At 59.1% G+C, this 20,927-nt stretch carries 25 protein-coding genes and 1 pseudogene; 10 read left to right on the plus strand and 16 right to left on the minus strand.

Features of this window, described 5'->3' with window-relative positions:
- Positions 1–2: 2 nt before the first annotated feature.
- The 7 genes from GKZ67_RS15170 (at position 3) to GKZ67_RS15200 (ending at position 5,083) form a co-directional block, all read left to right on the plus strand.
- Positions 3–1,073, plus strand: coding sequence for a sensor histidine kinase (locus GKZ67_RS15170; RefSeq protein ID WP_173243887.1), 1,071 nt, complete (start codon positions 3–5; stop codon positions 1,071–1,073).
- A gap of 156 nt (positions 1,074–1,229) precedes the next feature.
- Positions 1,230–1,841, plus strand: a complete 612-nt coding sequence (locus GKZ67_RS15175) for an RluA family pseudouridine synthase (protein ID WP_317172154.1) — start codon at positions 1,230–1,232, stop codon at positions 1,839–1,841.
- Between the two features lie 130 nt (positions 1,842–1,971).
- Positions 1,972–2,424, plus strand: coding sequence for a 50S ribosomal protein L13 (rplM, locus tag GKZ67_RS15180; protein WP_173243890.1), 453 nt, complete (start codon positions 1,972–1,974; stop codon positions 2,422–2,424).
- Positions 2,425–2,559: 135 nt separating this feature from the next.
- On the plus strand, positions 2,560–2,946 hold the full coding sequence (gene rpsI / locus GKZ67_RS15185) for a 30S ribosomal protein S9 (RefSeq protein ID WP_151085981.1): 387 nt from the start codon (positions 2,560–2,562) through the stop codon (positions 2,944–2,946).
- A gap of 18 nt (positions 2,947–2,964) precedes the next feature.
- Complete coding sequence (gene rpsB / locus GKZ67_RS15190; RefSeq protein WP_173243894.1) at positions 2,965–3,738, plus strand: 30S ribosomal protein S2; 774 nt, start codon at positions 2,965–2,967, stop codon at positions 3,736–3,738.
- Between the two features lie 153 nt (positions 3,739–3,891).
- A complete protein-coding gene (gene tsf, locus GKZ67_RS15195; RefSeq protein WP_173243897.1) occupies positions 3,892–4,728 on the plus strand; it encodes a translation elongation factor Ts in 837 nt (278 codons plus the stop codon).
- A gap of 70 nt (positions 4,729–4,798) precedes the next feature.
- Positions 4,799–5,083: a hypothetical protein gene (locus tag GKZ67_RS15200; RefSeq protein WP_173243900.1), complete on the plus strand. Its 285-nt coding sequence runs from the start codon at positions 4,799–4,801 to the stop codon at positions 5,081–5,083.
- A gap of 5 nt (positions 5,084–5,088) precedes the next feature.
- Here GKZ67_RS15200 and GKZ67_RS15205 read toward each other — a convergent pair whose 3' ends face one another.
- From GKZ67_RS15205 to GKZ67_RS24700, 4 genes are all read right to left on the minus strand, one after another.
- Positions 5,089–6,150, minus strand: a complete 1,062-nt coding sequence (locus GKZ67_RS15205; RefSeq protein ID WP_173243903.1) for a DUF3089 domain-containing protein — start codon at positions 6,148–6,150, stop codon at positions 5,089–5,091.
- A gap of 2 nt (positions 6,151–6,152) precedes the next feature.
- A complete protein-coding gene (locus GKZ67_RS15210) occupies positions 6,153–6,872 on the minus strand; it encodes an SHOCT domain-containing protein (RefSeq protein WP_173243906.1) in 720 nt (239 codons plus the stop codon).
- A gap of 24 nt (positions 6,873–6,896) precedes the next feature.
- The gene (locus GKZ67_RS15215; protein ID WP_173243909.1) at positions 6,897–7,592 is read right to left on the minus strand and encodes a hypothetical protein; all 696 of its coding nucleotides are present in this window, start codon (positions 7,590–7,592) and stop codon (positions 6,897–6,899) included.
- A gap of 161 nt (positions 7,593–7,753) precedes the next feature.
- Positions 7,754–7,906 (minus strand): hypothetical protein, encoded by a 153-nt coding sequence (locus GKZ67_RS24700; protein ID WP_317172155.1) that lies wholly within the window; start codon positions 7,904–7,906, stop codon positions 7,754–7,756.
- 152 nt (positions 7,907–8,058) lie between these two features.
- On the opposite strand from GKZ67_RS24700, the gene GKZ67_RS15225 reads away from it, so the two are divergent.
- The gene (locus GKZ67_RS15225; protein WP_173243912.1) at positions 8,059–8,235 is read left to right on the plus strand and encodes a hypothetical protein; all 177 of its coding nucleotides are present in this window, start codon (positions 8,059–8,061) and stop codon (positions 8,233–8,235) included.
- A gap of 77 nt (positions 8,236–8,312) precedes the next feature.
- Here the strand turns inward: GKZ67_RS15225 and GKZ67_RS15230 are convergent.
- From GKZ67_RS15230 to GKZ67_RS15265, 8 genes and pseudogenes are all read right to left on the minus strand, one after another.
- Positions 8,313–9,322: pseudogene (locus GKZ67_RS15230) on the minus strand (FUSC family protein).
- Positions 9,323–9,495: 173 nt separating this feature from the next.
- Complete coding sequence (locus GKZ67_RS15240) at positions 9,496–10,350, minus strand: FUSC family membrane protein (RefSeq protein WP_173243921.1); 855 nt, start codon at positions 10,348–10,350, stop codon at positions 9,496–9,498.
- Positions 10,341–10,565 (minus strand): hypothetical protein, encoded by a 225-nt coding sequence (locus GKZ67_RS15245; RefSeq protein WP_173243924.1) that lies wholly within the window; start codon positions 10,563–10,565, stop codon positions 10,341–10,343. Before GKZ67_RS15245 ends, GKZ67_RS15240 begins: the two co-directional genes overlap by 10 nt.
- Positions 10,566–10,758: 193 nt before the next feature.
- The gene (locus GKZ67_RS15250; RefSeq protein WP_217278603.1) at positions 10,759–12,729 is read right to left on the minus strand and encodes a T9SS type A sorting domain-containing protein; all 1,971 of its coding nucleotides are present in this window, start codon (positions 12,727–12,729) and stop codon (positions 10,759–10,761) included.
- A complete protein-coding gene (locus GKZ67_RS22675) occupies positions 12,726–13,028 on the minus strand; it encodes a hypothetical protein (RefSeq protein ID WP_217278604.1) in 303 nt (100 codons plus the stop codon). Before GKZ67_RS22675 ends, GKZ67_RS15250 begins: the two co-directional genes overlap by 4 nt.
- A gap of 254 nt (positions 13,029–13,282) precedes the next feature.
- Complete coding sequence (locus GKZ67_RS15255; protein ID WP_173246874.1) at positions 13,283–13,981, minus strand: MlaE family ABC transporter permease; 699 nt, start codon at positions 13,979–13,981, stop codon at positions 13,283–13,285.
- A 135-nt stretch (positions 13,982–14,116) separates the two neighbouring features.
- Positions 14,117–14,344, minus strand: coding sequence for a bestrophin family ion channel (locus GKZ67_RS15260; protein ID WP_173243927.1), 228 nt, complete (start codon positions 14,342–14,344; stop codon positions 14,117–14,119).
- Positions 14,344–15,105, minus strand: a complete 762-nt coding sequence (locus GKZ67_RS15265; protein ID WP_173243930.1) for a bestrophin family protein — start codon at positions 15,103–15,105, stop codon at positions 14,344–14,346. Before GKZ67_RS15265 ends, GKZ67_RS15260 begins: the two co-directional genes overlap by 1 nt.
- 175 nt (positions 15,106–15,280) lie before the next feature.
- Here GKZ67_RS15265 and GKZ67_RS15270 point away from each other — a divergent pair, with 175 nt between their 5' ends.
- Together GKZ67_RS15270 and GKZ67_RS15275 are read left to right on the plus strand one after the other, a co-directional pair.
- Complete coding sequence (locus GKZ67_RS15270) at positions 15,281–16,135, plus strand: energy transducer TonB (RefSeq protein WP_173243933.1); 855 nt, start codon at positions 15,281–15,283, stop codon at positions 16,133–16,135.
- Between the two features lie 13 nt (positions 16,136–16,148).
- Positions 16,149–17,675 (plus strand): diadenylate cyclase, encoded by a 1,527-nt coding sequence (locus GKZ67_RS15275; protein WP_173243936.1) that lies wholly within the window; start codon positions 16,149–16,151, stop codon positions 17,673–17,675.
- Positions 17,676–17,688: 13 nt separating this feature from the next.
- Here the strand turns inward: GKZ67_RS15275 and GKZ67_RS15280 are convergent, their stop codons facing one another.
- The 4 genes from GKZ67_RS15280 to GKZ67_RS15295 all read right to left on the minus strand — a co-directional run bounded on the left by GKZ67_RS15280 (position 17,689) and on the right by GKZ67_RS15295 (position 20,840).
- On the minus strand, positions 17,689–18,213 hold the full coding sequence (locus GKZ67_RS15280; RefSeq protein WP_254244865.1) for a PaaI family thioesterase: 525 nt from the start codon (positions 18,211–18,213) through the stop codon (positions 17,689–17,691).
- Between the two features lie 45 nt (positions 18,214–18,258).
- Positions 18,259–18,753, minus strand: a complete 495-nt coding sequence (locus GKZ67_RS15285) for a PPC domain-containing DNA-binding protein (RefSeq protein ID WP_254244866.1) — start codon at positions 18,751–18,753, stop codon at positions 18,259–18,261.
- A gap of 76 nt (positions 18,754–18,829) precedes the next feature.
- Positions 18,830–20,050, minus strand: a complete 1,221-nt coding sequence (locus GKZ67_RS15290; RefSeq protein WP_173243939.1) for a hypothetical protein — start codon at positions 20,048–20,050, stop codon at positions 18,830–18,832.
- Positions 20,040–20,840: a hypothetical protein gene (locus GKZ67_RS15295; RefSeq protein WP_173243942.1), complete on the minus strand. Its 801-nt coding sequence runs from the start codon at positions 20,838–20,840 to the stop codon at positions 20,040–20,042. Before GKZ67_RS15295 ends, GKZ67_RS15290 begins: the two co-directional genes overlap by 11 nt.
- Between the last annotated feature and the right edge of the window lie 87 nt (positions 20,841–20,927).

The following is a 20,927-nucleotide window of genomic DNA, read 5'->3' on the forward strand; positions in this document are numbered from 1 at the left end:
AAATGAACCTTTCTTCCCGCACCATCGCCGTTCTGATTGCGCTGCTGGTAGCGGGGGTACTTACTACGTTTGCTTACCTGGCACCTGCTCTGCCTACGCATCAGGCATTTCTGGCGGCGGGCATCACAGTGGCAGCTTGCTTCTTATTGATTTACCTATCTTTTGAGGCCCTGATTTTTCAGGAAATTAACGGCATCTACTCCCGGCTGGAGCACATCAAGCGGAAAGAGTTTAAGCGCCTCAGCAACAAGTTTTTATTTCGCCCCGAGCCTCTGCGGCGCATTGGCGACGAAATAGTGGAGATGGCCGAGCGCCGCCAGCAGGAGCTCGATGAGCTGATGCGCCTGCAAGCCCTGCGCCGGGAGTTTCTGGCCGATGTATCGCACGAGCTGAAAACCCCGCTTTTTGCGGCGCAGGGCTTTGTGCATACCATCCTGGATGAGGAAGAAGAAAACCCGGACCAGGGCATGGACCCAGCCACGCGGCGCAAGTTTTTGCAGCGGGCCGCCGCCAGCCTCGACGCGCTCGATGCCTTGGTGCAGGACCTGGTCACGATTTCGCAGCTGGAAAAAGGCGTCATTCGCATGCGGCGGCAGCGTTTCGACCTCGTTGGGCTGGTGCAGGAGCTGTTTGAGCTGCTGGAGCAGCAGGCCCAGCGGCGCGGTACCACGCTGGAGCTGTTTCCGCCGCACCTGGCGGCCGAGGAACTTCCCGTTGTGGCTGACCGCAACCGCATCCGCCAGGTACTTATCAACTTGATTGACAATGCCATAAAATATGGCCGGGAAGGTAATGGCCACGTAGTAGTAGCGCTCACGCCTGGCCGCAACGGCGTACGCATTGCGGTGCGTGACGACGGGGCCGGTATTGCCCCCGAACACCAGGCCCGCATCTTCGAGCGCTTTTACCGGATAGACAAAAGTCGTTCGCGCTCGGCGGGCGGCTCGGGCCTGGGCCTGGCCATCAGCAAGCATATAGTGGAGGCGCACAAGTCTACCATTCACATTAAAAGCGTGCTGAATGAAGGCACCACGATGGAATTCAAGCTGGCGCGGCCCAAAGCGCTGAAGTAGCTTAACCCAGACGCGGCGAGCCGGACTTACTGGCAGACGTACCTTTGCGCTTCGCATGAAGCCACCCAAGTTCAAAGACCTGATTCTGTTTGAGAACGACGATTATATCGTCGTCAACAAGCCCCTTTTCTCTCTACCCTTGACGAGCGCATTGGTGTGGCGGCCAGTCTGCTTCGCCTCGCCCGCGAGTATGCTGCCGATGCCCAGGTAGGCCATCGCCTCGACCGCGATACCAGCGGGGCGCTGGTGCTGGCCAAAAACCCGGAGGCCTATCGCCATATCTCGATGCAGTTTGAAAACCGCGAGGTAAGCAAGATTTACCATGCCGTAACCTGGGGCGCGCCGCCTTTGGAAAAGTTTGTGGTAGAGCGTAATATCGAAACCACCAAGAGCGGCAAGGCCCGCCTGGCCTTCAAGGGCAAGCCCGCTGAAACGCGGTTTACCACCCTCGAAACGTATGCCCGCCACGCCCTGGTGCAGTGCGAGCCCGTGACGGGCCGCATGCACCAGATTCGGCTGCACCTGGCGTATGTGCAGACGCCTATCGTGGGCGACCACCTCTACGGCGGCGAAGACTTTTTCCTTTCCACGCTCAAGAAGAAGTTTAATCTTAAAGAGGGCGAAACGGAGCAGCCCTTTATCAAGCGCTTTGCGCTCCACGCCAAAGAACTCGGCTTTACCGGGCTGGATGGCGAGACCATCCGGATTGAGGCGCCCTATCCGAAGGATTTCCGGGTGCTGGTCGAAACCTTGCAGCAGTACCGCTAATTCAGGCTTTTACCTGACTGGCATTTGGTAGTGTACCAAAAAAATGGTACCTTTGTGTCCGTTTTTCCCCAGCCCCGAACGGGTTGGGGTTTATTGTCAATTGTTTAGCCGGTAATTTTTTACCATCCCCATGGACCACCTGAGCTTCAAGACGACCCACGTCAACAAGGCCAACGCCCAGAAAAACTGGGTTATCGTAGACGCCAGCGTGGCCCCGCTGGGCCGCGTGTGCAGCCAAATTGCCAACATCCTGCGTGGCAAGCACAAGCCTTCGTTCACCCCCAACTCCGACTGCGGCGATAACGTAATTGTTATCAACTCGGACAAGCTGCGCGTAACGGGCAAGAAACTGACTGAGAAAGTCTATATTTCGCACTCGGGCTACCCCGGCGGCCAGAAGCAGCGCACCCTGCGCGAGCAGATGAACCGCGATTCGCGCAAAGCCATCGAGCACGCCGTTAAAGGCATGCTGCAAGGCAACCGCCTCGGTGCCGAGCAATTCCGCAACCTCTACGTATACGCTGGCACCGAGCATCCGCACGAGGCGCAACAGCCGCAAGTATACGAGCTGAAGAATCTGTAAATCTTTTTAAATGTGAGAAATGTGCCTGATGTGAAAATGTGAGAATGCGTTAGTTAGTCAATACACTAATTATCTATTCTTCACATCTGCCACATTTTCACATCTCCACATTCTTTTATTTCTCACATTAATTTAATGGCAGCTACTAACACCTCTGGTAGAAGAAAAACCTCGGTGGCCCGCATCTACATGCAGGCCGGGCAAGGGAATATCACTATCAATAACCGGGACATGAAGTCCTACTTCGCCAACGAGCTGTTGGAGAACATAGTGAACCAGCCGCTGGCTACCCTCGAGCAGGTGGGCCAGTACGACATCAAGGTGAACGTGAGCGGCGGCGGTATCGCCGGCCAGGCTGAGGCTATCCGCCTCGCCATCACGAAAGCCCTGGTAAGCGACAACGAGGAAGTTCGGCCGGCTTTGAAAAAAGAAGGCTTTATGACCCGCGACCCCCGCATGGTCGAGCGGAAGAAGTTCGGCAAGCGCAAAGCGCGCCGCTCGTTCCAGTTCTCTAAACGCTAATATTCGAAGCAGACTATCATGGCTCAGTCCACCACCTATAAAGAGCTGCTTGACGCGGGTGCCCACTTTGGCCACCTTACGCGCAAGTGGGACCCGAAAATGGCGCCGTACATCTTCATGGAGAAGAACGGCATCCATATTATCGACCTCAACAAGACCCTGGCTTCGCTCGATTACGCCGCCAATGCTATTCGCAACATCGCGAAAAGCGGCCGTAAAATCATGTTCGTAGCCACCAAAAAGCAGGCCCAGGAGATTGTGCAGACGGAGGCTACCCGCCTCAAGATGCCTTTCGTGACGGACCGCTGGCTGGGCGGGATGCTGACGAACTTCGCCACCATCCGCAAGTCGCTGAAGAAAATGAGCACCATCGACAAGATGGTGAAAGAGAATACTGCCTACGCGGCCCTTGCCAAGCGCGAGAAGCTCATGATGACGCGTGAGCGCGAGAAGCTGGAGCGCGTAATGGGTGGTATCTCGGAGCTAAGCCGCCTGCCCGCTGCCCTTTTTGTGGTAGACGTGAAGCGCGAGCACATTGCCGTGAAAGAAGCCCAGAAATTGGGTATCCCGGTTTTTGCTATCTGCGATACCAACTCCAACCCCGACCTCGTTCAGTTCCCGATTCCGGCCAACGACGATGCATCGAAGTCAATTCAATTGATTATCAATGTAATCGGCAAAGCTATCGAAGATGGCCTGTCGGAGCGCAAAGTTGACAAAGAAGATGCTGACCGCAAAGAAGCCGATGAGGCTGCCATTGCGGAGAAAACCGAAGCTGACAACGAAGCCTAAGCCGCTTTTCTAAGCTTGACGAAAGAGGGAACGGTCGAGGCAAGTGCTTGGCAGTTCCCTTTTTCTATGTAGCGCGGACTTTCAGTCCGCGAACAGCTGAATTAACCTCCCTACTTCACCACCATTCGCGGACTAAAAGTCCGCGCTACAACTATGGCCGCTATCACCGCCGCAGACGTAAACAAGCTTCGCACCATGACCGGTGCGGGCATGATGGATTGCAAAAAAGCCCTGACCGAAGCCGACGGCGACTTTGAAGCCGCCCGCGACATCCTGCGTAAGCAGGGTCAGAAAATCGCCGACAAGCGCGCCGACAACGCCACTTCGGAAGGCTTGGTACTGGTAAACGTGAGCGCCGACGGCACTACCGGCAAGCTGGTAGCCCTGGCTTGCGAAACCGAATCGGTAGCCAAAGTAGCCGATTTCCGTGCCCTGGTGCAGCAAATCCTGGACACGGCCGTGAAAACGAACGTGGGCACTAAGGAAGACCTGCTCGCTGCTAAAGAAGCCGATGGCCGCACCGTGCAGGAGCACATTACGGAGCTGACCGGCAAAATCGGCGAGAAGCTCGACCTCACCTATACTACCCTTACTGCCGAGAAAGTGGCTTCGTACATCCACTCGGATAACAAGAAGGGTGTACTTGTGGGCCTGAAAAATGTAGGCAGCGCCGACGTGGCCGCCATCGGCCGCGACGTAGCCATGCAAATCGTAGCCATGAAGCCCGTGGCCGTTGACAAAGACGGTGTGGACTCGGCTACGGTAGAGCGCGAAATCGAAATCGGCAAAGAGCAGGCGCGTGCTGAAGGCAAGCCCGAGGCTATGCTGGAGAAAATCGCCCAGGGCAAGCTCAACAAGTTCTACAAGGAGAACACCCTGCTGAATCAGGAATTTGTAAAAGACAACTCGCTGACCATCGCCCAGCTGCTTGATAAGCAGTCGAAAGGCATGACGGTATCGGACTTCAAGCGCGTAGCCATCGGCGCGTAGCTTTTAGCCTGATTTGTGTTAGCAAAAGAAAGCCCGCTGGCAATGCGCCAGCGGGCTTTCTTTTGTACTTATGGATGAGAAACGCAAAATTGCTTATCGGAAAATTTTATACAATTTTCTGATACAAATCAAGCAGATGGAAATACCTCATGATATTTCGGCCATTAATATTGGTCGTTATGCAGCCCCGGTTGCCTATGCGCTCCACAATTTTGCGCTGGCCTCAGCGAACGACTTTGTCAATTTTGATGAAGTGGCCTTTTGGAGAATGCTGGATGCCTGGGATGCTCGCTTTCCCGAATTAGGGTTTAGCGGATTCCGGAAGATGTTTGAGTGGGACTTAGCGCAGGATTGAAAGGGCTAATGCTTCTGCCGTACCCACGCCCGCACCCTGGCCCGCGCGTTCTCCCGCACGTTGAGGTAGAAGAGATTATAATCGACAATATGGTAGGAGGCGGCTAAATCCTTCTCGCCGGGAATGTGCAGGTGGCGATAGCCAGGCGGGTGCGTGGGGTCGGCCCAGAGTAGGCCGTGGTGAATCTGAGCGCCGGTAACGTGCGGGTCGATGCGCTTGAAGGTGAGCGGCACACCGCCCCGGTTGATGCTGGCTGGAGCAGCGGCTGAGTCGAGCGTCCAGGTGAGCGGATTGGTGACGAGCAGGCCGCGATAGGGCGCAAACTCGGTGCCGCGCGAGGCAGTGTTCCAGGCAATGATGCCGCCGGTCTGGAGCGAGTCGCGCAGGGGCGGCAGGTGCTGGTACTCGTGTGGCTTAACTTTTCTTCCTACCAGGTAGGCGGCAATCAGCTGCTTACGCAGCTGAGGGTTATCATCAATCAGCTCGTGTAGCAGGCGCTGGGCGTGCATAGTGCCCTGGCTGTGACTGGCGATAATGAACGGACGGCCGTGATTATAGTGCTTGAGATAGTATTGAAAGGCCGCCTTCACGTCGGCATACGCCAGGTCGAGTGCGAGCGGGCTGGACGGGTTCTTTGTAGCAAAAAAGCTATATAAGGTGGCCTGCCGGTAGCGCGGCGCGTAGAGCCGACCAACATCGTAGAATAAGCTGGCCTGATTGCGCAGGCAGGTACGGTCAGTGAAGCGGCGCAGGCGATGCAGCCGCAGCGGGGCATTCCAGTAGCCCAGCCGCCAGAAATAGGTGGTCGGGTGCACGTAGAAGACATCGGCTACCGTGTCGGCTGGCGTAAAGGCAGGACGCGGCAGGCCTGGCAAACGCTGCTGCGCGGCCGTGCGGTGGCAGGGCAGGGCGGCCCAGTGTGTGGTATCGGCATAGTTGGGCGCCGGCCCAGCGGCCTCGACCGAAAATTTATGAACAGGTCGCAGAATGTTCAGGCAGCTGCTTAGCACCCCGCAGGCACCAAGGCTGGCGACCGCCACTACCCGCCGACTACTAGCCTGATACACCGCTAAGGGTTTTTAGTAGCCGCTGAATCGATAGGCACGGGCTGGCTAGGTACAGCTGCTGCTTTAACCGGTGCTGTAACAGGCTTTGCCGAATCGGCCCGGAGCTGGCTGGTGGCCGGCGCGGCTACCGGGCGGGCGGCGGGTGCTACCCGGATGGTTTCGGGCGCGGCGGCGGGCGGCAGAGTCAGCTGTTCGGCTTGAGGACCAACTTCGGGAGCTGTCACGGTAGAGTCGGCGGCCGTTTGGCTGGTGCTGGTTAGGTGCTCGTCGGGGTTGGAGGGGCGGTCGATAAACAAGTACAGCACGATGCCCAGCAGCACCAGCACCCCACCCACAATAAAGACCAGGTTGAGCGGATTGCGCCGCTCTTCGGCCGGCGGAAGCGGCCGCTCTTCAAACGAGAGCAGGCTGGGCGCGGCCGAAGCCAGCCAATCGGGCGCAGCTACCGGCGGCACCGCTGGTACGGCCTCTGTCGAAATGGCAGCGGGCAGGGGGGCGGGCGGCGCAACGGTCTCATACTCACGAATGGATGCTTCGGACACCGCTGGGGTGGGCGGCCCATCGGTACCGAGCGGCGTAGCCATTGGCAGCGCCGGTTCGATGCCGAAAATAATCTGCCGCTTCAGCGTTTCGAACTCCGCCGCGGTAATGGTACCGGCATCGAGCATTTCCTTGAGCTGCCGCAGGGCGGCAAGAGACGAGTTGGCATCGGACGGGCTCATAGCGAGTACAAAAATGCAGAAAATTTATTTGTGGTCGATAGCCGACAGCCGGGAGCGCCGACGCTCCAAAACCTGACTACTAGCTTCGCGCAGCTGGCCATTACTGATGAGCTGCACACTATCCTGGCGCAGCAGCAGGGCGTTGGACTTATTCTGGCGCAGCAGCTCGTCGATGCGCTTGAGATTGGCGGCGGTGTTGCTACGCGTCGATTCGATAGCGCGGTTCAGCTTGTCCTTTTCCTTGTCTACGGCCGCTACTTTCGCCTCGGCCGCTGCCACCTGCTGGCGGTAGGCATTGGTGCGGGCGGCGGGCGCGTATTTTTCGAGCATATCCTGCAGATGCGTAAACTCGACAGCAGTCAGGTCGGGCGAGAAAAATGTTTTTTCGCCAAAGCCCCCAAAAAGCGCCACTTCGGTAGTTGAGTCGGTAAGGGCCGTGAGGGCTGCGTACAAATCGACGGGCCGGCTCGAAATGGCCGTGCCGGCTACCTGCTTGGCCGCGATAGCCGTTTTCTTGCCCAGCAAACCCGCCAGGCCGCTTTTAAATGAGATGCGGTACGCGTCTTTCATAAAATACTGAAAGAAATCGCGGGTTTCGTCTACCGAGCCATCTACTACTACATTGATACTGGACTGCGAGCGGCCGGCGTAGGGCAGCTGGCCCTGCCGCACTTCGTAGAGCTGGGCCCAGGCCGGGGCAGTGCCCAGTAAGCAAGCCATTAGCAGCAGGAAGCGGAAATTATACATAAATAAATTTTAATATTAAGAAAAGCCCTAGCGCTCGTCGTGGCGGGCAAAGGCGGCGCGCATATCCTGCTGCATGTGCTGAAACCGGGCTACGGCGGCGGCCAGAAACTCATCGTCGAGCAGCTGCCGGATTTCTACGTCGGGGGGGCAATGCCGGTGAGGTCGAGCTCGCTCACTTTGTAGGTTTGCTCCAGGGGGCCTTGCTCCAGCTTGAGCAGGTATTTGCCGTTCCAGGCCAGCAGCGTGATTTTAACCTGGGGAAACGGAATATCGGCAACGTGACGCATGAGCTAAGAACAAGAGAATCGGCCGAAGATAGTACGACTACCCGGCCCGGCCGGTTAAACTCGACTTTAACGCGGCCGGTCAGCCCGGCGTATAAAAGGCACGTCGGCCCCACGCGGCCAGGCTTTTCCATCACCTTTTACATTCTACGACCATGCCCCAGGGAGATAAGTCGAAATACACCGACAAGCAAAAGCGCCAGGCCGAGCACATCGAGGAAGGCTACGAAAAAAGAGGCGTTGACGACAAGGAAGCCGAAGCCCGCGCCTGGGCCACGGTAAACAAGCACGACGGCGGCGGCAAAAAAGCCGGCGGCTCGGGCAGCAAATAGTCCGCTTTGATTTTTTACGCAAACCGTCTGGCCCACGCTACCTGAGCCAGACGGTTTTTTGTTGGCAGACAGACACTTCAAGCCACCAGGGCTTCGGTGACGCGGCTCAGGTCACTGCTTACCTTTTGCAAAAAAGCCAGCTGCTCGGCCAGAGTGCGGTCGGGCTGGGCGGCTTCGGCACTGGCATCGGCACGCACGTCATTTTGCAGCGCCACTGTCGGCACGGCCGTAGACTCGGGCGCAATGGCAGCAGGGCCGGCCAGGCTTTTCAGGCTTTTGCTAAGGGCGGCCTGGGCGCTGGTAAGCACCCGGCGGCTTTCGGGCGGCACGGGCGGGTTGGGGGTGCTGGCATCTTGCCAGGTGGTGGTAAGGGCTGAGATATTGGCCGACAAAATATGGTTAAGCACCACAAACTCGTGCACTTCGGTAGGGTGGCGGCGCGTACGGCGCGGCTCGGAAAGCATGCGCTGGAAGGCGGCCGCCAGGTTGGCAGAGGCCACGTACACGTCTTTGCGCAGCAAACGATAAGTAGTAGGCGGCACCTCGCGGCCGGCCAGGCGGTCGGCCAGCTGGCGCAGGTAGGCCAGGTTGGCGCGCAGCGTAGCGGCAAGCAGGTCGGGCAGCTGGTCGGCCTCCCAGCGCGGAAACAGCAGGTAACCCACAGCCAGCGCAATGGCGCAGCCCATAGCAGTATCGGTCAGGCGCTCCGCAATCACGCCCAAATAGCCCAGCCCCAGAAAGCTGAACATGATAAGCAGATAAGCCGTCAGAAATATTACAGTTACCAGATATTTAGTGCGCTGAAAAGAGTACGCGATAACCATAAACACGAGCAGCAGCCCAAAGCGTACGTCCCCATTGGGCACTGCCCACATAATGAGTACGCCCAGCGCCCCGCCCCCAGCGTGCCGGTGATACGCTGGATATTACGCTCGCGGGTGAGGCTGAAGGCTGGCTTGAGCATAAACGTTACCGTCATCAGAATCCAGTAGTTGTGCTGGCCGTGCCACAGAAACTCGGCCACGGTATAAGCCACGGCGCAGGCCACCGTCATGCGGACGGCGTGCCGGAACACCGATGAGCTCATGGTCAGGTTTTCCGGAAAGGCGCTCCACTCCAGCTCCTGCCGGGCCACAAACTGCCCGTGGCTGGCCACGCGCCGCGGGTCGGGAGCGGTGATAGCCGCCTGGGCTTCGTCGAAGTAGCGCCGGATGCTGCTCACGCGCTGGCTTAGGTCGCGCAGGTTTACCAGTATCTTTTTCAGCGCCAGCGTCCGCTGGCCCGGCGCGGCTTCGGCACCAGGCAGGGCATTGATGCGGGCTTGCAGGCGCGTGAGCTCGGGCAGGCGGTCGGGGCCGGGCTGCCATAGGCGCGATTTACCAGAATGGCACTACCCAGGTAGTCGAGGTCGGTGGCCAGGCGGCCGATTACTCCCTGGATATCGGCCAGCACGCCCGTGCTGCCGAAGGCCGTGCGCAGGGCAGCATAGTCGTAGTAGCCCGCCGTAATGTGCTCATATAAGTCAACCGTCTCGGTAAAGGTGAGCACCAGGCGACGGCCGGCGCTGGTGCTTTCGCTCACAATCTGGCGCGAGCGAAAAATGAGGTCGCGAACGGCCTCCTGCTTTTCATTCACTACCACCTGCTGGGCGACGAGGCGGCGATACGCCTCGTCGAGGTCGGTAGCGGCCCCGTAAAACGACGCTTTAATCGAGAGGAAATCGGCCACGGCGTGCAGGCACTCCCCCAGCGCCTGCTGCGCCGCCCGGTAGGGCTGCACCCGGCCTTGCAGCAGCGCCAGCAGCAGGTACCAGCCGCCACCCAGGGCCAGCAGCACCGAGTGGAAAACAATGGCGCGCCACCCCACCGGTGCGTGCGCCAGCGTGAGCACCATGCCCAGCAGCGTAGCCGAGCCTACCGAGCCCGCCCGGGCGCCCCACACCAGCAGCATAGTCAGCCCAAAGCTCAGCCCACAGATGGCCAGGCCCAGCCAGAAGCGGTGCGGTGCCAGCCAGCTCGTAAGTAAGGTACCCAAAAATACCAGTACCAGCGTAGCCAGCAGGCCATTGCGGCGGTGCAGCAGCGGGCCCGGTGTGTCGGTTACGCTCAAGCACACGGCCCCGGTCGAGATGGTAATACCGGCCGCAAACTGCCCCCACTGCGCCCCAGCACTGCCGGCAGCAAAATAGCCAGCGTCGTGCGTAGCCCATCGGAGAAGTGCTGGCTGAAGAAGAAATACGAAAGGTCGCGGCGCGACACGCGGGGCAGGGCAAACGGCATGGCTGCCCGAAAGTACGACGGGGAAGGAACGTGGTTAAGCCGGCGTGCCATGAGCAGCCGCTCCTGCACCAACGGCTGCTCGTGCCACGCCAGCCTTTATTGAGCTTCTGAGCTACTGACCGATAGCCGTGAATAGTACACCTGTCTTTCCAACACCTGAAACAGCTACTACACGACTTTGCCGCGACACTTGCCCGGAAACCACGGTTTCCGGGCAAGTGTCGCGGCAAAGCAGAAGATACAGCTATTGCTTGAGCAAATGGCTCGTGCGTAGATTTCCTTCTTCGTCTCGAATCAGAATCAAATACACGCCTGGCTTAACGCCTTTCAGACTAAAAGGCTGGTTGGTAATGCCGGTTTTCAGCAGGCTGCCCGTGATGGTATATAGCGAAAACTCTCGCTTGCTCTTCCAGCCCACCAGCACTTCATCTGCCGCCGGATTTGGGTAAACACTAAGCACTTGTAGTTCTTCCGCGCCTAGCGTTGCCAGCGGGCCTGCCCCGGTATAGACAGTGCTCATGTAGTACAGGTTTGCGGTGGAGCCCTTGGTGATTTGATGAGGCCCAACCGAGAGCGTCATGGTTAGTCTACCGGCGCTTACCGTCTGGCTGGTGCCGTCTACCTTAATAGTTCCGCTGAATGTATCATTGAATACCAGCGTAAATGTGGCGACATCCGTTGTCGTAAAGGAGATAGTCGTTGCCGACTCCAGCTTCAGCGACTGCGTCAAGGTCAGGCCGTTATAAGTTACCGTTCCTCCCGAAGTTGACAGATTGCCGGTGATGGTGTAAAACGAGCTGGTAGTGCCGGCCAGGGTAAAATTGTGCACCATACCGGCAGCGGTAGAGCCCGTACCCGTGCCGGTACCACCTCCCCCGGTTGTCGAGGTTCCGTCGCCCTGAACCGAAACCAGACCGGTCTTGTAGTTTGTAAGCGCGGTTTTCAGCGGGCCATTTACTGCCGAGGAGGCATCATCGACCGCGTTGTTGAAAGTCCACTGGAAATCGCCGCCATTGATGCGCCCTGCGTTCTGCATCACCTTTGCCTTGGCCGCATCGGGGCTGTCGGGCGTGTAGGCATACATAATGGAGGCGTTTGTATCAAAGTTGTTGTAGGTGTTTTTGCCATACACCGATACAATGGAGCTTGGAACCGTTTCTGCTCGGGTAGCTACCACGTACGCATCAAAGTCAACCGTAGAGTTGGGATAGCCAGCGGCGCCATAAGGCACAAAGCGCTGCTGCCCCACCATGTAGTTGTTGAATGCCTTGATGGTACCGCCATCTTCGTTGGAGAAGATTGGCATATTTTTATAGTCATTTACTTGCGTAAGGGGATTGTACACATCCGTGCCCTGCATGGAGGTCAGCATTGGATAGTGGCAATTGCGGAAGTAATTGTTTTCCATAAATACAGAAGAGCCCATTGTCGAGCCGGCCCCGTATTTCGCATTGCCATCGTAATAGTTATTGTAAACGTGAGCCGAATAAAAACGAACCCGGGGATGGCGGGAGTCCGAATGGTCATACCAGTTGTGGTGATAGGTAATGTATAGCCCTTGCGTGGTTCCTTCGCTCAGACCCAGCAGGTTAGACTTACCCGTGTCCCAGAAATGGTTATAGGAAAACGTGATGTAGGTCGACTTTTTGGTATCCAGCGCGCCATCGCCCTTAATCTGGTCGGGGTCGCTGCCCGCATCGCCGTAAAAGAAATCGACATTATGCACCCAGATATGGTCGTTATCCTGCTGAAGGCCAATACTATCTCCCTCGTCACTGTTGCAGTTCATCACGCCGATGTTGCGTATCTCGATATTGGACGCGCCTTTCATCCGAATTCCCCAGCCATCGGCCGTTGCATCGTTGCCAACTCCTTCTAGGGTAATATACCCGGAGGCAAAATTGTTGTTCTCGATAACGATATCGCCGGCCTGCAGGTAGCTGGGGTCGGTAATCTGCCCCACCATACGCACTATCAGCGGGCGCGTGTCCTTGCCTTTCTTGAAGCCCTCCAGAATTGTCTGCAACCCCACGCACGGGTTAATAGTCGCCCCTGCCACATTGAGGGAAATGGTATTCTTGGTGTTTTGCGTGATGTAGAGTATCACCGCATTGCTTTTGACGGTGCCGTCGGCATTGTAGGCGCCCGGCACCCCGCCCCCGCTGAAGGCAAACCCGGTACGGTCATGGGCCTGCACCGATAGCGAGCTGGTCACTGTGGCGGTCCCTTCGGCCCCGAGGTTACGGGCACAACTTTGAGCGTATACGTTCCGGCCTTCAGGCCCAGCGCATCAGCGCGGTAAAAGGAGCCATAGTTTCGGATGAGCTGGTTGTCCAGCTTCTGGTTTACAACGCCTTCGCCGCTGTAGTACACGTTGTAGCTCTGCGCATTCGCAACTGGCTGCCACTTCACATACGCCGACTCGAGCCAGCCCGCTGATTCCAGGATAGTTAACGCCTGAGCACGCAGGGCAACAGGAGCTAGTAGTAAGAGCAGGTAAAGCAGGTTTTTCATAACCTGAAGCTTTTTTGGTGGGCTTCGGCAAGCCCCGGCAGTGGGACCGGCTTACACAAACCTAGCCGCTAAGCCTCAGGAAATGAGCGTTTGATGAGGAAAAGGTGCGCCTTAATCTACGCAAACGTTATCGGCAACATTACCAACTAAAAAAAGCGCGAACCTGCTGCTTATCCATTCCGCATCCTGTAATAGTACTGCGGCAGCTACGCACTCAGCCTATTGCTGACTACGATACTCGTACCTGGCAGGCGCTAAAGCAGGATAGAGGCCAGCGCGTAATCAGCCAGCAAAATGGAAATAATGGAGTTGGTCACGGCCGCCGTACTGGCTTTGCCTACTTCGAGCGCGCCGCCCTTGAGCGTGTAGCCCTTGTATGACGAGATGGCCGACACGAGGAAGGCAAACACAACTGACTTGATGAGCGCAAACAGGACAGTGTAGGGCTTGAACGCGTAGCGCAGGCCCTCGATATAATCGGCTCCGGGCATGGTGCCCGATACCTGAGTAGCCACGTAGCCGCCCAGAATACTCAGGTTCATGGCTAGAATAACAAGCAGCGGAAACACGAAAAGCGAGGCCAGAATGCGCGGTAGCACCAGGTAGGAGGCCGAGTTGATGCCCATCGCGTCGATGGCCGAAATCTGCTCGGTAATGCGCATGGTGCCCAGCCCGCCCGCAATGGCCGACCCGACCTTACCGGCCAGCACCACCGAGATAATGGTAGGAGCCAGCTCCAGAATAGTCATCTCGCGCACCATAAAGCCCACTGTGCTCATGGGAATAAGCGGATTGACCATGTTATAGGCAATCTGCACGCAGGTAACCGCTCCGATAAAGGTTGATACCAGCCCTACAATAAACACGGAATCGGTGCCAATATCCACGGCTTCGTCCAGGGTTCGCTGCCACAGCACCTGGCGGCGCTCGGGCCGGGTTAGCATCATTTGCATCAACAGCACGAAGCGGCCAAACGCAGAAATCGGCCGGGGTATCTATACATCACCTAAGGATAAGTACGAGCCGCAAAGGTACGGGATAGCAGGAGGCAAAGTGCGCCTGCTTAGCCTGACGCAGAGGCAGCGCTTTTATTTTCCGTCCTGCTCAGGTTTTCTAATAAAGCACGCCCTCCACGGGCTGCACTGGCGGGGCAGCTCGGTTTCGCCCAGCAGCTCGCGCAGGTCTATTTCGATGCTGCGGCAGATGGCCGACATCGGCACGTCGTTTACCTTATTATCAAAGGGATTTTCGCTGTTGTGGCCGACCAGCTCAATCGTATTGAATACCCAGCTGACGGCCGCCGCAAAGGGCACCATCAGCCAGACGTGAAACGGGCCCAGCGCCACGCGGCTATCAAACTCTTCGACCAGGCCCAGGGCAGCAGCAGGCCAAAAATCCAGACAAAGACGTAGCTGAAGAAGGCGTACTGGCGCGGGAAAGGCGTATTCTTGATACGCTCGCAGGCTCCCTGCGCGTTCAGCAACTCCTGAATAGTACCCATCAGGGCTACGTGGCGGAACTCGGTGAGCAGGCCCCGCTGCTGCAGCTCCAGCACCTCTTTGCTCTGGTGGCGCAGCAGGTGCGTGGGCGGGTTGGCGGTGGTGGCGAGGGCGCGGTCGGCGGGGTCAGACAAAAAAGGGGCTACTTCGGCGTCCCAGCGCTCGGCCGTTTGGCGGCGCAGGTGCAGGCGCAGGGCATTGCACCAGGCCAGCTGCCGGTACAGCAGCCGGCGGTGCAGCTCGGCCAGCTCGGCGGCGGGCAGCGCATCGCCGCCCGGCACTTGCTGCACAAAGTCGAACACCCGCAGCGCCCACGCGCGGGAGGTGTTTACAATAGCACCCCACATCTGCCGGCCTTCCCAAAAGCGCGCATACGAGCCGTTGCTTTTAAAGCCGATGTAAAAGGCTACGGCCGTACCCAGCAGCGCTACCGGCTGCCACGGTATATCGAGCCAATGAACGTCTAGCGGCCCATAGAGCAGGCAGATAAATGCGTCGTAGCTGGCAAAGATGAGCAGCGGCTGCCAGCCATACTGCCGCCACACAAAAAGCGGGTGAAGATTTTGCCGAATGTACATGTAGAAGAACTGAAGCTTGATTAGCCGTAATTTCAACAAAAAACACTGCCGCCACCGTGGCAGTACGTTCTTTGTCGGAGCAACTCCCCGGCCCAAAAATGCTGTCGGGGAGGCGGGCTGCCCTCTTTACCTGCCAGCCCTGGTTATTGTTGGCCGATTACTTCATTTTTAATCCATGTTTAATCTCCGCTTCTACCCTCTGCTGCTGGCCCTGGCCGCTGTTACGCCGGCCTTGGCTCAAAAACCTGCCAAGCTTACGTACACGCAGGACGACCCCAAACGCATTTACGAGGCTGTGGAGCAGCCGGCCGTGCCCAAGGGCGGCCCCGCTGCCTATGCTGAGTACCTGCAGAGCCACCAGAAATACCCAACGGCGGCCTTGCAGGCCAAGCAGGAAGGCACCGTGCAGGTGAGCTTCGTGGTAGAGCGAAACGGTACCGTAGACGAGGTAAAAGTGGTGCAGCCCGTGGCCCCGCTGCTCGATGCCGAAGCCATCCGGGTTATTAAAGCTGCTCCTAAGTGGACGCCGGCCCACAACCACGGCCAGACAGTGCGCCAGCATGTTACGGTACCGGTGAGCTTTGTGCTGGCACCCGGCTCGGGCGAGGCCGTCGAAATTCCGGCCGCCGGCAGCCCCGCGCCGGGGCGTCCGCTGCCGCCCGGCGCAGTAGCGGCCGCGCCCGGTACCAGCTCGGTAGTGGGTACGGCCGCCAATGGCGCGGCCATCATCCGGCCCGAGAAGTCGGCCCAGCCGGTGGGTGGCAACGCGGCGTTCTTCTCCTGGATTGCGGCCAACCAGAAATACCCCGACCTGGCCCGTAAGCGGCACATTCAGGCCAAAGTGCCCGTCGAGTTTACCGTGCAGCCCGACGGCTCGCTCACCGACGTGCGCGTGATTCAGAAGCACGGCTCGGGCCTCGATGAAGAAGCCGTGCGCCTCATCAAAGCCGCGCCGAAGTGGGAGCCGGCTACTTACCAGGGCAAGCCGATAAAGCAAAAGATGACCTTGCCGGTTATTTTCCAGCTATAGGCCCCTTCTACTCATGCTCCCCACCCTCGCTCTTCCTGTTTCAAGCGGCTGCATCTGGCCGCATCAGCAACGCTACCGCCAGGTGGCCCAGGCCACTGCCCAGGCGCTGTTTGATGCCCTCGACGACGACCTGCACCCCTACGTTATCGTGCTGGGGCTACCCCACGATGCGGCGGGCCACCTGCCCATCTGCCAGGAGCCAGCCGAAGCGGGCCTGCCCACCGAGGCCTTTGCCGGAGCCGTAGCACAGGGCCTGGCCAGGCACGCTGCCGGCCGGGTGCACATTGCCATGCCCACCGAGGAAACCATGAGCCCGGCCATGCTGCGCATGCGCTACGAAAACCGCAGCATCCGGGCCGTAGTGCAGCAGATTCTGGATGAACTCAACGACCAGGCCACCTACCAGCACTTTACCGGCTGGCCGGTACGACTCGATGAATATTACGTTTTTACTATATTAAGAGTTAAGCGCAAACCGCTGCGCTCGTATCCTTCGCTGCAACCCGACCGCTATTACACCGACGGCCGGCCCTTGGCCAACTCGCTGTTGGTGGGGGCCATGTTTCGCTTCAACGAGGAATGTGTGAAGTGGCTGAATGAGCCTGAACCAGGGGCGGGCTTTCTGTTTCGGCCCCGCGAAAGCGAGGAGTTACTGCGCGCCGCCGGCAAAAGCCTGCTCGATACGCCGGCCCATGCCATGGGCGCCGACCCCGGCGTGGCCCGGCTGTTCTATACCCTTAATACTATATCCAGCCTGCGCTATGAAGGTGGCGAAGGCGTAGGCCGCCTGCTGCTGGCGCGGCGCGGCCATCCCAACGTGGAGGAGGTTTTTGCCCTCACCTGCCCTACCGAGCTGAGCGATTACCGGGCCGTACGCAAGCTGCTCGAAATGGCCAGCCACGATGTGCACCTGCTGGCCGATGGCGAAAAAGTATATGCCCTGGGCCGCCAGGTGGGCCACTACGACCCCAGCCGCGAAGACTTGTTCGAGATTCACTTCGTCACGCACTACGCCTGGGAGTTTGCCCACGCCGGGCAGATACTGCTGCGCTCGCGCTACGGCCTGCCTACCCTGCCCCGGCCCCGCCTCAACCTCAACCGCTTTCGGCGCGACCTCAAGCGCACCTTCAGCATTACGCGGCCCGATAAGGTAGAGCACCTCTGGCAGGTAGTGCTCGAAGCCAGCCGCCAGCCAAAGGGTACGCTGCTCGTCATCACTACCGAAGCGCTGGCCGAGGCCGACCGCCTTAAGCTGCAATGCACGCTTATCGAGCCGGTACCGCTTACGCCGCTCATCACCCAGCTCATTACGGCTATCGACGGGGCCGTACTACTCGACCCCGAAGGCTATTGCTATTCTATCGGCGTTATTCTCGACGGGAAAGCCAGCGGCCACGGTACCAGCACACGCGGGGCGCGCTACAATTCGGCCGTGCGCTACGTCGATAGCTCGCCCTACCCCTGCCTCGTGGTAGTAGTGAGCGAAGACGGCATGGTGGATGTGCTTACCAAAGAGAACCTGGCGGAAGCCCGGCAGTAAGCCAGCAAAAAAATTAGTAGCTTTTGCCAGGGCTGCCCTTCTTTGCCCGAAACGACCAGGTGACGCGAAAGACCGCTACCACGTCGCCGGCTTCGTCGCGGCCGGTGCTGGTGGCGACAACGCTGCGACCCTCGCCGGTGGCGCGGCTTTCGGCCACCGCCTGCGCAATAGCCGCGCCGTCGGCACAGGTGAAAGCAATGGTACCCACGGCTTTTTTGCTGAACTCGGCCGTGAGGCCTACCACCAGCATCGATACCGGCCCGCCGCTCTGCACCTGCATCATAGCCTGAATACCCGAAGCCAGCTCGGCCGCCATTGCCAGGCAGGCAAAGTAGATGCTCCGAAAAGGATTTTGGGTGAGGTACTTATACCGAATAGAAACAGTAGCCGCCTCCGGCGTAAGGGCCAGCAGCCGCAGGCCGGCTAGCCAGGCCATCGGCAGCTTGCGCAGCATAAACAGCCGCAGCCGGGCGGGGCTAAGCACCTGGCGGCGAAACGCCGCCGCAGGGTCGGCCACTGAAATGGGAGAAGAAGTCATAACCACAAGGCACCGGCCGAAACAGACGCAGCCAGCGCCGCGAAGCTAGGGCTTTTTGACGCGCCGGGGCGGGGCTTTCTTAACCACCAGCTCCTTGTAGCCAAACGTGGGGTCAGTTTCGCGCCCAAACTGTAGCTCCGGGAGCGCGCCCAGCACGATTTCGGCGGTGGTATAAATGCGGCAGCCATCAAGCAAATGGCCACCCAGCGTACGGCCCGTGCTATCGGCAACGGCCAGGTGCAGGTGCCCGCCCGCTGCGGCCGACAGCGTACCTACCAACGAGACAATCTCAAAATGCCCGCGGTAGTGCGTGGCATTTTCCTGGTTGGCCAGGCGCAGGCTCACTTCGGCAAGGCTGCCGACGCAGGTAAGTACGGCAACGGCCTCAAGGTGATGAGCAGCTACAAAAGCCGTAAGCTGCTGGCGCAGGTCGGCGCCGGGCTTCAGGCGTAGTGCGTAGGCTTTGAGCGTAGAGGAAGGGACCACGGCAGCGGTTGTTTGCGCCCGCACCGTGCCGGCGACCAGCCCGAGCAGTAGCAACGAAAGAAGTTTCAGTACCTCACAAAGCTAAGCGGGAAGCGGCCCGACAGCCCGGCGCTTTCCTTCTACCTGGCTTTTATTTGCTAAATCGCACCGTGCCGTAGCGCACCTTGATATTCACATTGCCGGCACCGGGTGCCGGCACCCGGCCGCCGTACACCCCCAGCACATCGGCAATGCCCTGGCTCGTCTCGCCCGAGGAAAGCACGCGCACCTGCTTTTTATCGACCAGCAGCTGGCCCTGCTCGGTGCTCACGTCGAAGCGAAAGCTGGGGGTAGCCTCGGCAAACCCCAGCCGGATGGTGCTATAGCCGCCATCGAGAGTTATCTGGCGAAAGTTGGCTCCCATGTCGCGCACTTCAAAATCGGGGCAGTAGCGCACGGCCATATCGAGGCCTTCGCTGAGCTTCCCTACGCTAAAGTGTGAATAGCCCGATGAGCCCCGCAAAGTGCGCACGGTACCCAACGCCACATCGCCGTACTTGCTGTGCACCGTCAGGTCGTGCACCGTGCCCATATCTACGTCTGAATAATTAGTGCGCAGCTCAATCTGCTCACCGGCTTCCAGGCGCAGGCGGGCGTAGTCGGCTTCAAAGCTGGCCTGGCGGGCATAGGGCAACGTTGCGTCGCCGTTGGCAATATGCACCACGGTGCCGGTGCCGGCCAAGCGGCCGGTGCGCAGCGTGCCGTAGTTTACGGAGAGCTTCGCCGGGCCCTGCCAATCGCTGGCTACTGCCACATCGGCAAAGCTGGTGGTTACGCACAGAGCGGTAGTGCCAGGCAGCCACACAGTATAGTTTACCTCATAGCGGCAGCCGCCCCCGCTGCATTTACCCTTCAGGGCCGGGCCAAACTGCGAGCTGACGGCTACCCCACCCGTGCGGGCATCGTACTCGAGCCACTGCACACTCAGGCCATCGAGCAGCTGGTCGGCCGCCACAGCTGTTTCGGCGCGAGCTACCAGCTCGGCTTCAACCTTCATTTCCGGCTTGTCCCAGCTACTTATGCGCACGTGTCCGTACCGGGTATCGAGCGAAAAAGCCTGCCCCGCCTTCACTACCCGAAAGCTGCGGCTGATACGCCGCCGCTGCTCAATAGGAGGCGTTTTTTCTTCCTGCACCGGGCTGAGCTGCGCGGCCGGGGCCTCCTGCCCTCCGCCGGCAGCGGGTGCTATATAGTACGTTATCTGTGTCCGGTCAGCAGGCCGCTCGGGGACAGTCTGGCCCAGCACGGGCCTGCATAGCCCAACCACTAGCAGCCCCAGTCCGGCCAGCTGAAAATTACGCTTAGTGGTCATTCCGGCGCATTACATTGTCGGCTATTCCCCGGCTATCGGCCAGCACATACTCGCCATTGGCGGAAGCACTGCCGCCAGCCAGGTCGGCCTGGTCGCTGCCGTGCAGCTGCAGCTGCCGGTCCAGAATATCGAGCCTGATTTGCAGATTGCGATTCATTGCCGTCAGCACTACTTCGGGCTGCGGATGACGGGGCAGCTCACGCTTCAGCTGCTGATAGCTCGAATCGAGGCCAATAAGCTCGCGCGTCCACTCGGCCGTCGCAGACGGCGCAAGCTGGCTAAGCTGCGTTTGGCGGTCGGTAAGCTGCGCAATGTAGTAGCGCTCCATGCCATGCACAGCCGTGTCAAGGCGGGCATCTACGTCGGCGCCACCCTGGCTGGCGGCCAGCACACTGGCATCGGGGCCCAGGTATAGGGCGGCATCGGTAGCACTGCTGGTAGCTTCGGTGTGCTGGCTGGCTACCGCCGGGCTATGCTTGGTTTTCCAGGCTTCACCAGCGCCTGCCGCAATTATGAGCGCCGCCAGGGCCGCCGCAAGGCCATAGCGCTGCCAACGCTCGGCCTTAAAGGATGGCAATGCGGGCACCGGCGCCGGCTGTTGCGCCAGCTGCGGCTCGACGACCTGGTTTACAAATACACTCATGCGCGGCGACACCGCCTCAGCGCTGGCTTCGCCGTGCAGCTGCTTTTCGAGAGCAGCCCACAGCTCGGGCCGGGGCTCGTGCAGGTCGAAGTCGGCCCGGTGCCGCTCCGCGTAATTTTCTAGTGACTGACGACTAATAGGTTCCATAATGAATAGGGTTCCGCCTCAACGCGGAGTAGAACAATTGCGCGGGGCTAATACGAGTGCCACGCCGCAACGGCTGGTAACTTGGGG

Source organism: Hymenobacter sp. BRD67 (assembly GCF_013256425.1).
GTDB lineage: Bacteria > Bacteroidota > Bacteroidia > Cytophagales > Hymenobacteraceae > Hymenobacter.

What these genes read in the sequence shown, in the direction of transcription:
- GKZ67_RS15215 (WP_173243909.1), bottom strand. Translation starts at nt 7,592, where the DNA reads ATGGCTTGCTTACTGGGCACTGCCCCGGCCTGGGCCCAGCTCTACGAA.
- tsf (WP_173243897.1), top strand. Translation starts at nt 3,892, where the DNA reads ATGGCCGCTATCACCGCCGCAGACGTAAACAAGCTTCGCACCATGACC.
- GKZ67_RS15265 (WP_173243930.1), bottom strand. Translation starts at nt 15,105, where the DNA reads ATGTACATTCGGCAAAATCTTCACCCGCTTTTTGTGTGGCGGCAGTAT.
- GKZ67_RS15290 (WP_173243939.1), bottom strand. Translation starts at nt 20,050, where the DNA reads ATGACCACTAAGCGTAATTTTCAGCTGGCCGGACTGGGGCTGCTAGTG.
- GKZ67_RS15245 (WP_173243924.1), bottom strand. Translation starts at nt 10,565, where the DNA reads ATGGCACGCCGGCTTAACCACGTTCCTTCCCCGTCGTACTTTCGGGCA.
- GKZ67_RS15255 (WP_173246874.1), bottom strand. Translation starts at nt 13,981, where the DNA reads ATGCAAATGATGCTAACCCGGCCCGAGCGCCGCCAGGTGCTGTGGCAG.
- GKZ67_RS15225 (WP_173243912.1), top strand. Translation starts at nt 8,059, where the DNA reads ATGCCCCAGGGAGATAAGTCGAAATACACCGACAAGCAAAAGCGCCAG.
- GKZ67_RS15260 (WP_173243927.1), bottom strand. Translation starts at nt 14,344, where the DNA reads ATGGTGCCCTTTGCGGCGGCCGTCAGCTGGGTATTCAATACGATTGAG.
- GKZ67_RS15270 (WP_173243933.1), top strand. Translation starts at nt 15,281, where the DNA reads ATGTTTAATCTCCGCTTCTACCCTCTGCTGCTGGCCCTGGCCGCTGTT.
- rpsB (WP_173243894.1), top strand. Translation starts at nt 2,965, where the DNA reads ATGGCTCAGTCCACCACCTATAAAGAGCTGCTTGACGCGGGTGCCCAC.
- GKZ67_RS24700 (WP_317172155.1), bottom strand. Translation starts at nt 7,906, where the DNA reads ATGCGTCACGTTGCCGATATTCCGTTTCCCCAGGTTAAAATCACGCTG.
- GKZ67_RS15295 (WP_173243942.1), bottom strand. Translation starts at nt 20,840, where the DNA reads ATGGAACCTATTAGTCGTCAGTCACTAGAAAATTACGCGGAGCGGCAC.
- GKZ67_RS15275 (WP_173243936.1), top strand. Translation starts at nt 16,149, where the DNA reads ATGCTCCCCACCCTCGCTCTTCCTGTTTCAAGCGGCTGCATCTGGCCG.
- GKZ67_RS15200 (WP_173243900.1), top strand. Translation starts at nt 4,799, where the DNA reads ATGGATGAGAAACGCAAAATTGCTTATCGGAAAATTTTATACAATTTT.
- rplM (WP_173243890.1), top strand. Translation starts at nt 1,972, where the DNA reads ATGGACCACCTGAGCTTCAAGACGACCCACGTCAACAAGGCCAACGCC.
- rpsI (WP_151085981.1), top strand. Translation starts at nt 2,560, where the DNA reads ATGGCAGCTACTAACACCTCTGGTAGAAGAAAAACCTCGGTGGCCCGC.
- GKZ67_RS15210 (WP_173243906.1), bottom strand. Translation starts at nt 6,872, where the DNA reads ATGAGCCCGTCCGATGCCAACTCGTCTCTTGCCGCCCTGCGGCAGCTC.
- GKZ67_RS15280 (WP_254244865.1), bottom strand. Translation starts at nt 18,213, where the DNA reads ATGACTTCTTCTCCCATTTCAGTGGCCGACCCTGCGGCGGCGTTTCGC.
- GKZ67_RS15170 (WP_173243887.1), top strand. Translation starts at nt 3, where the DNA reads ATGAACCTTTCTTCCCGCACCATCGCCGTTCTGATTGCGCTGCTGGTA.
- GKZ67_RS22675 (WP_217278604.1), bottom strand. Translation starts at nt 13,028, where the DNA reads ATGAAAAACCTGCTTTACCTGCTCTTACTACTAGCTCCTGTTGCCCTG.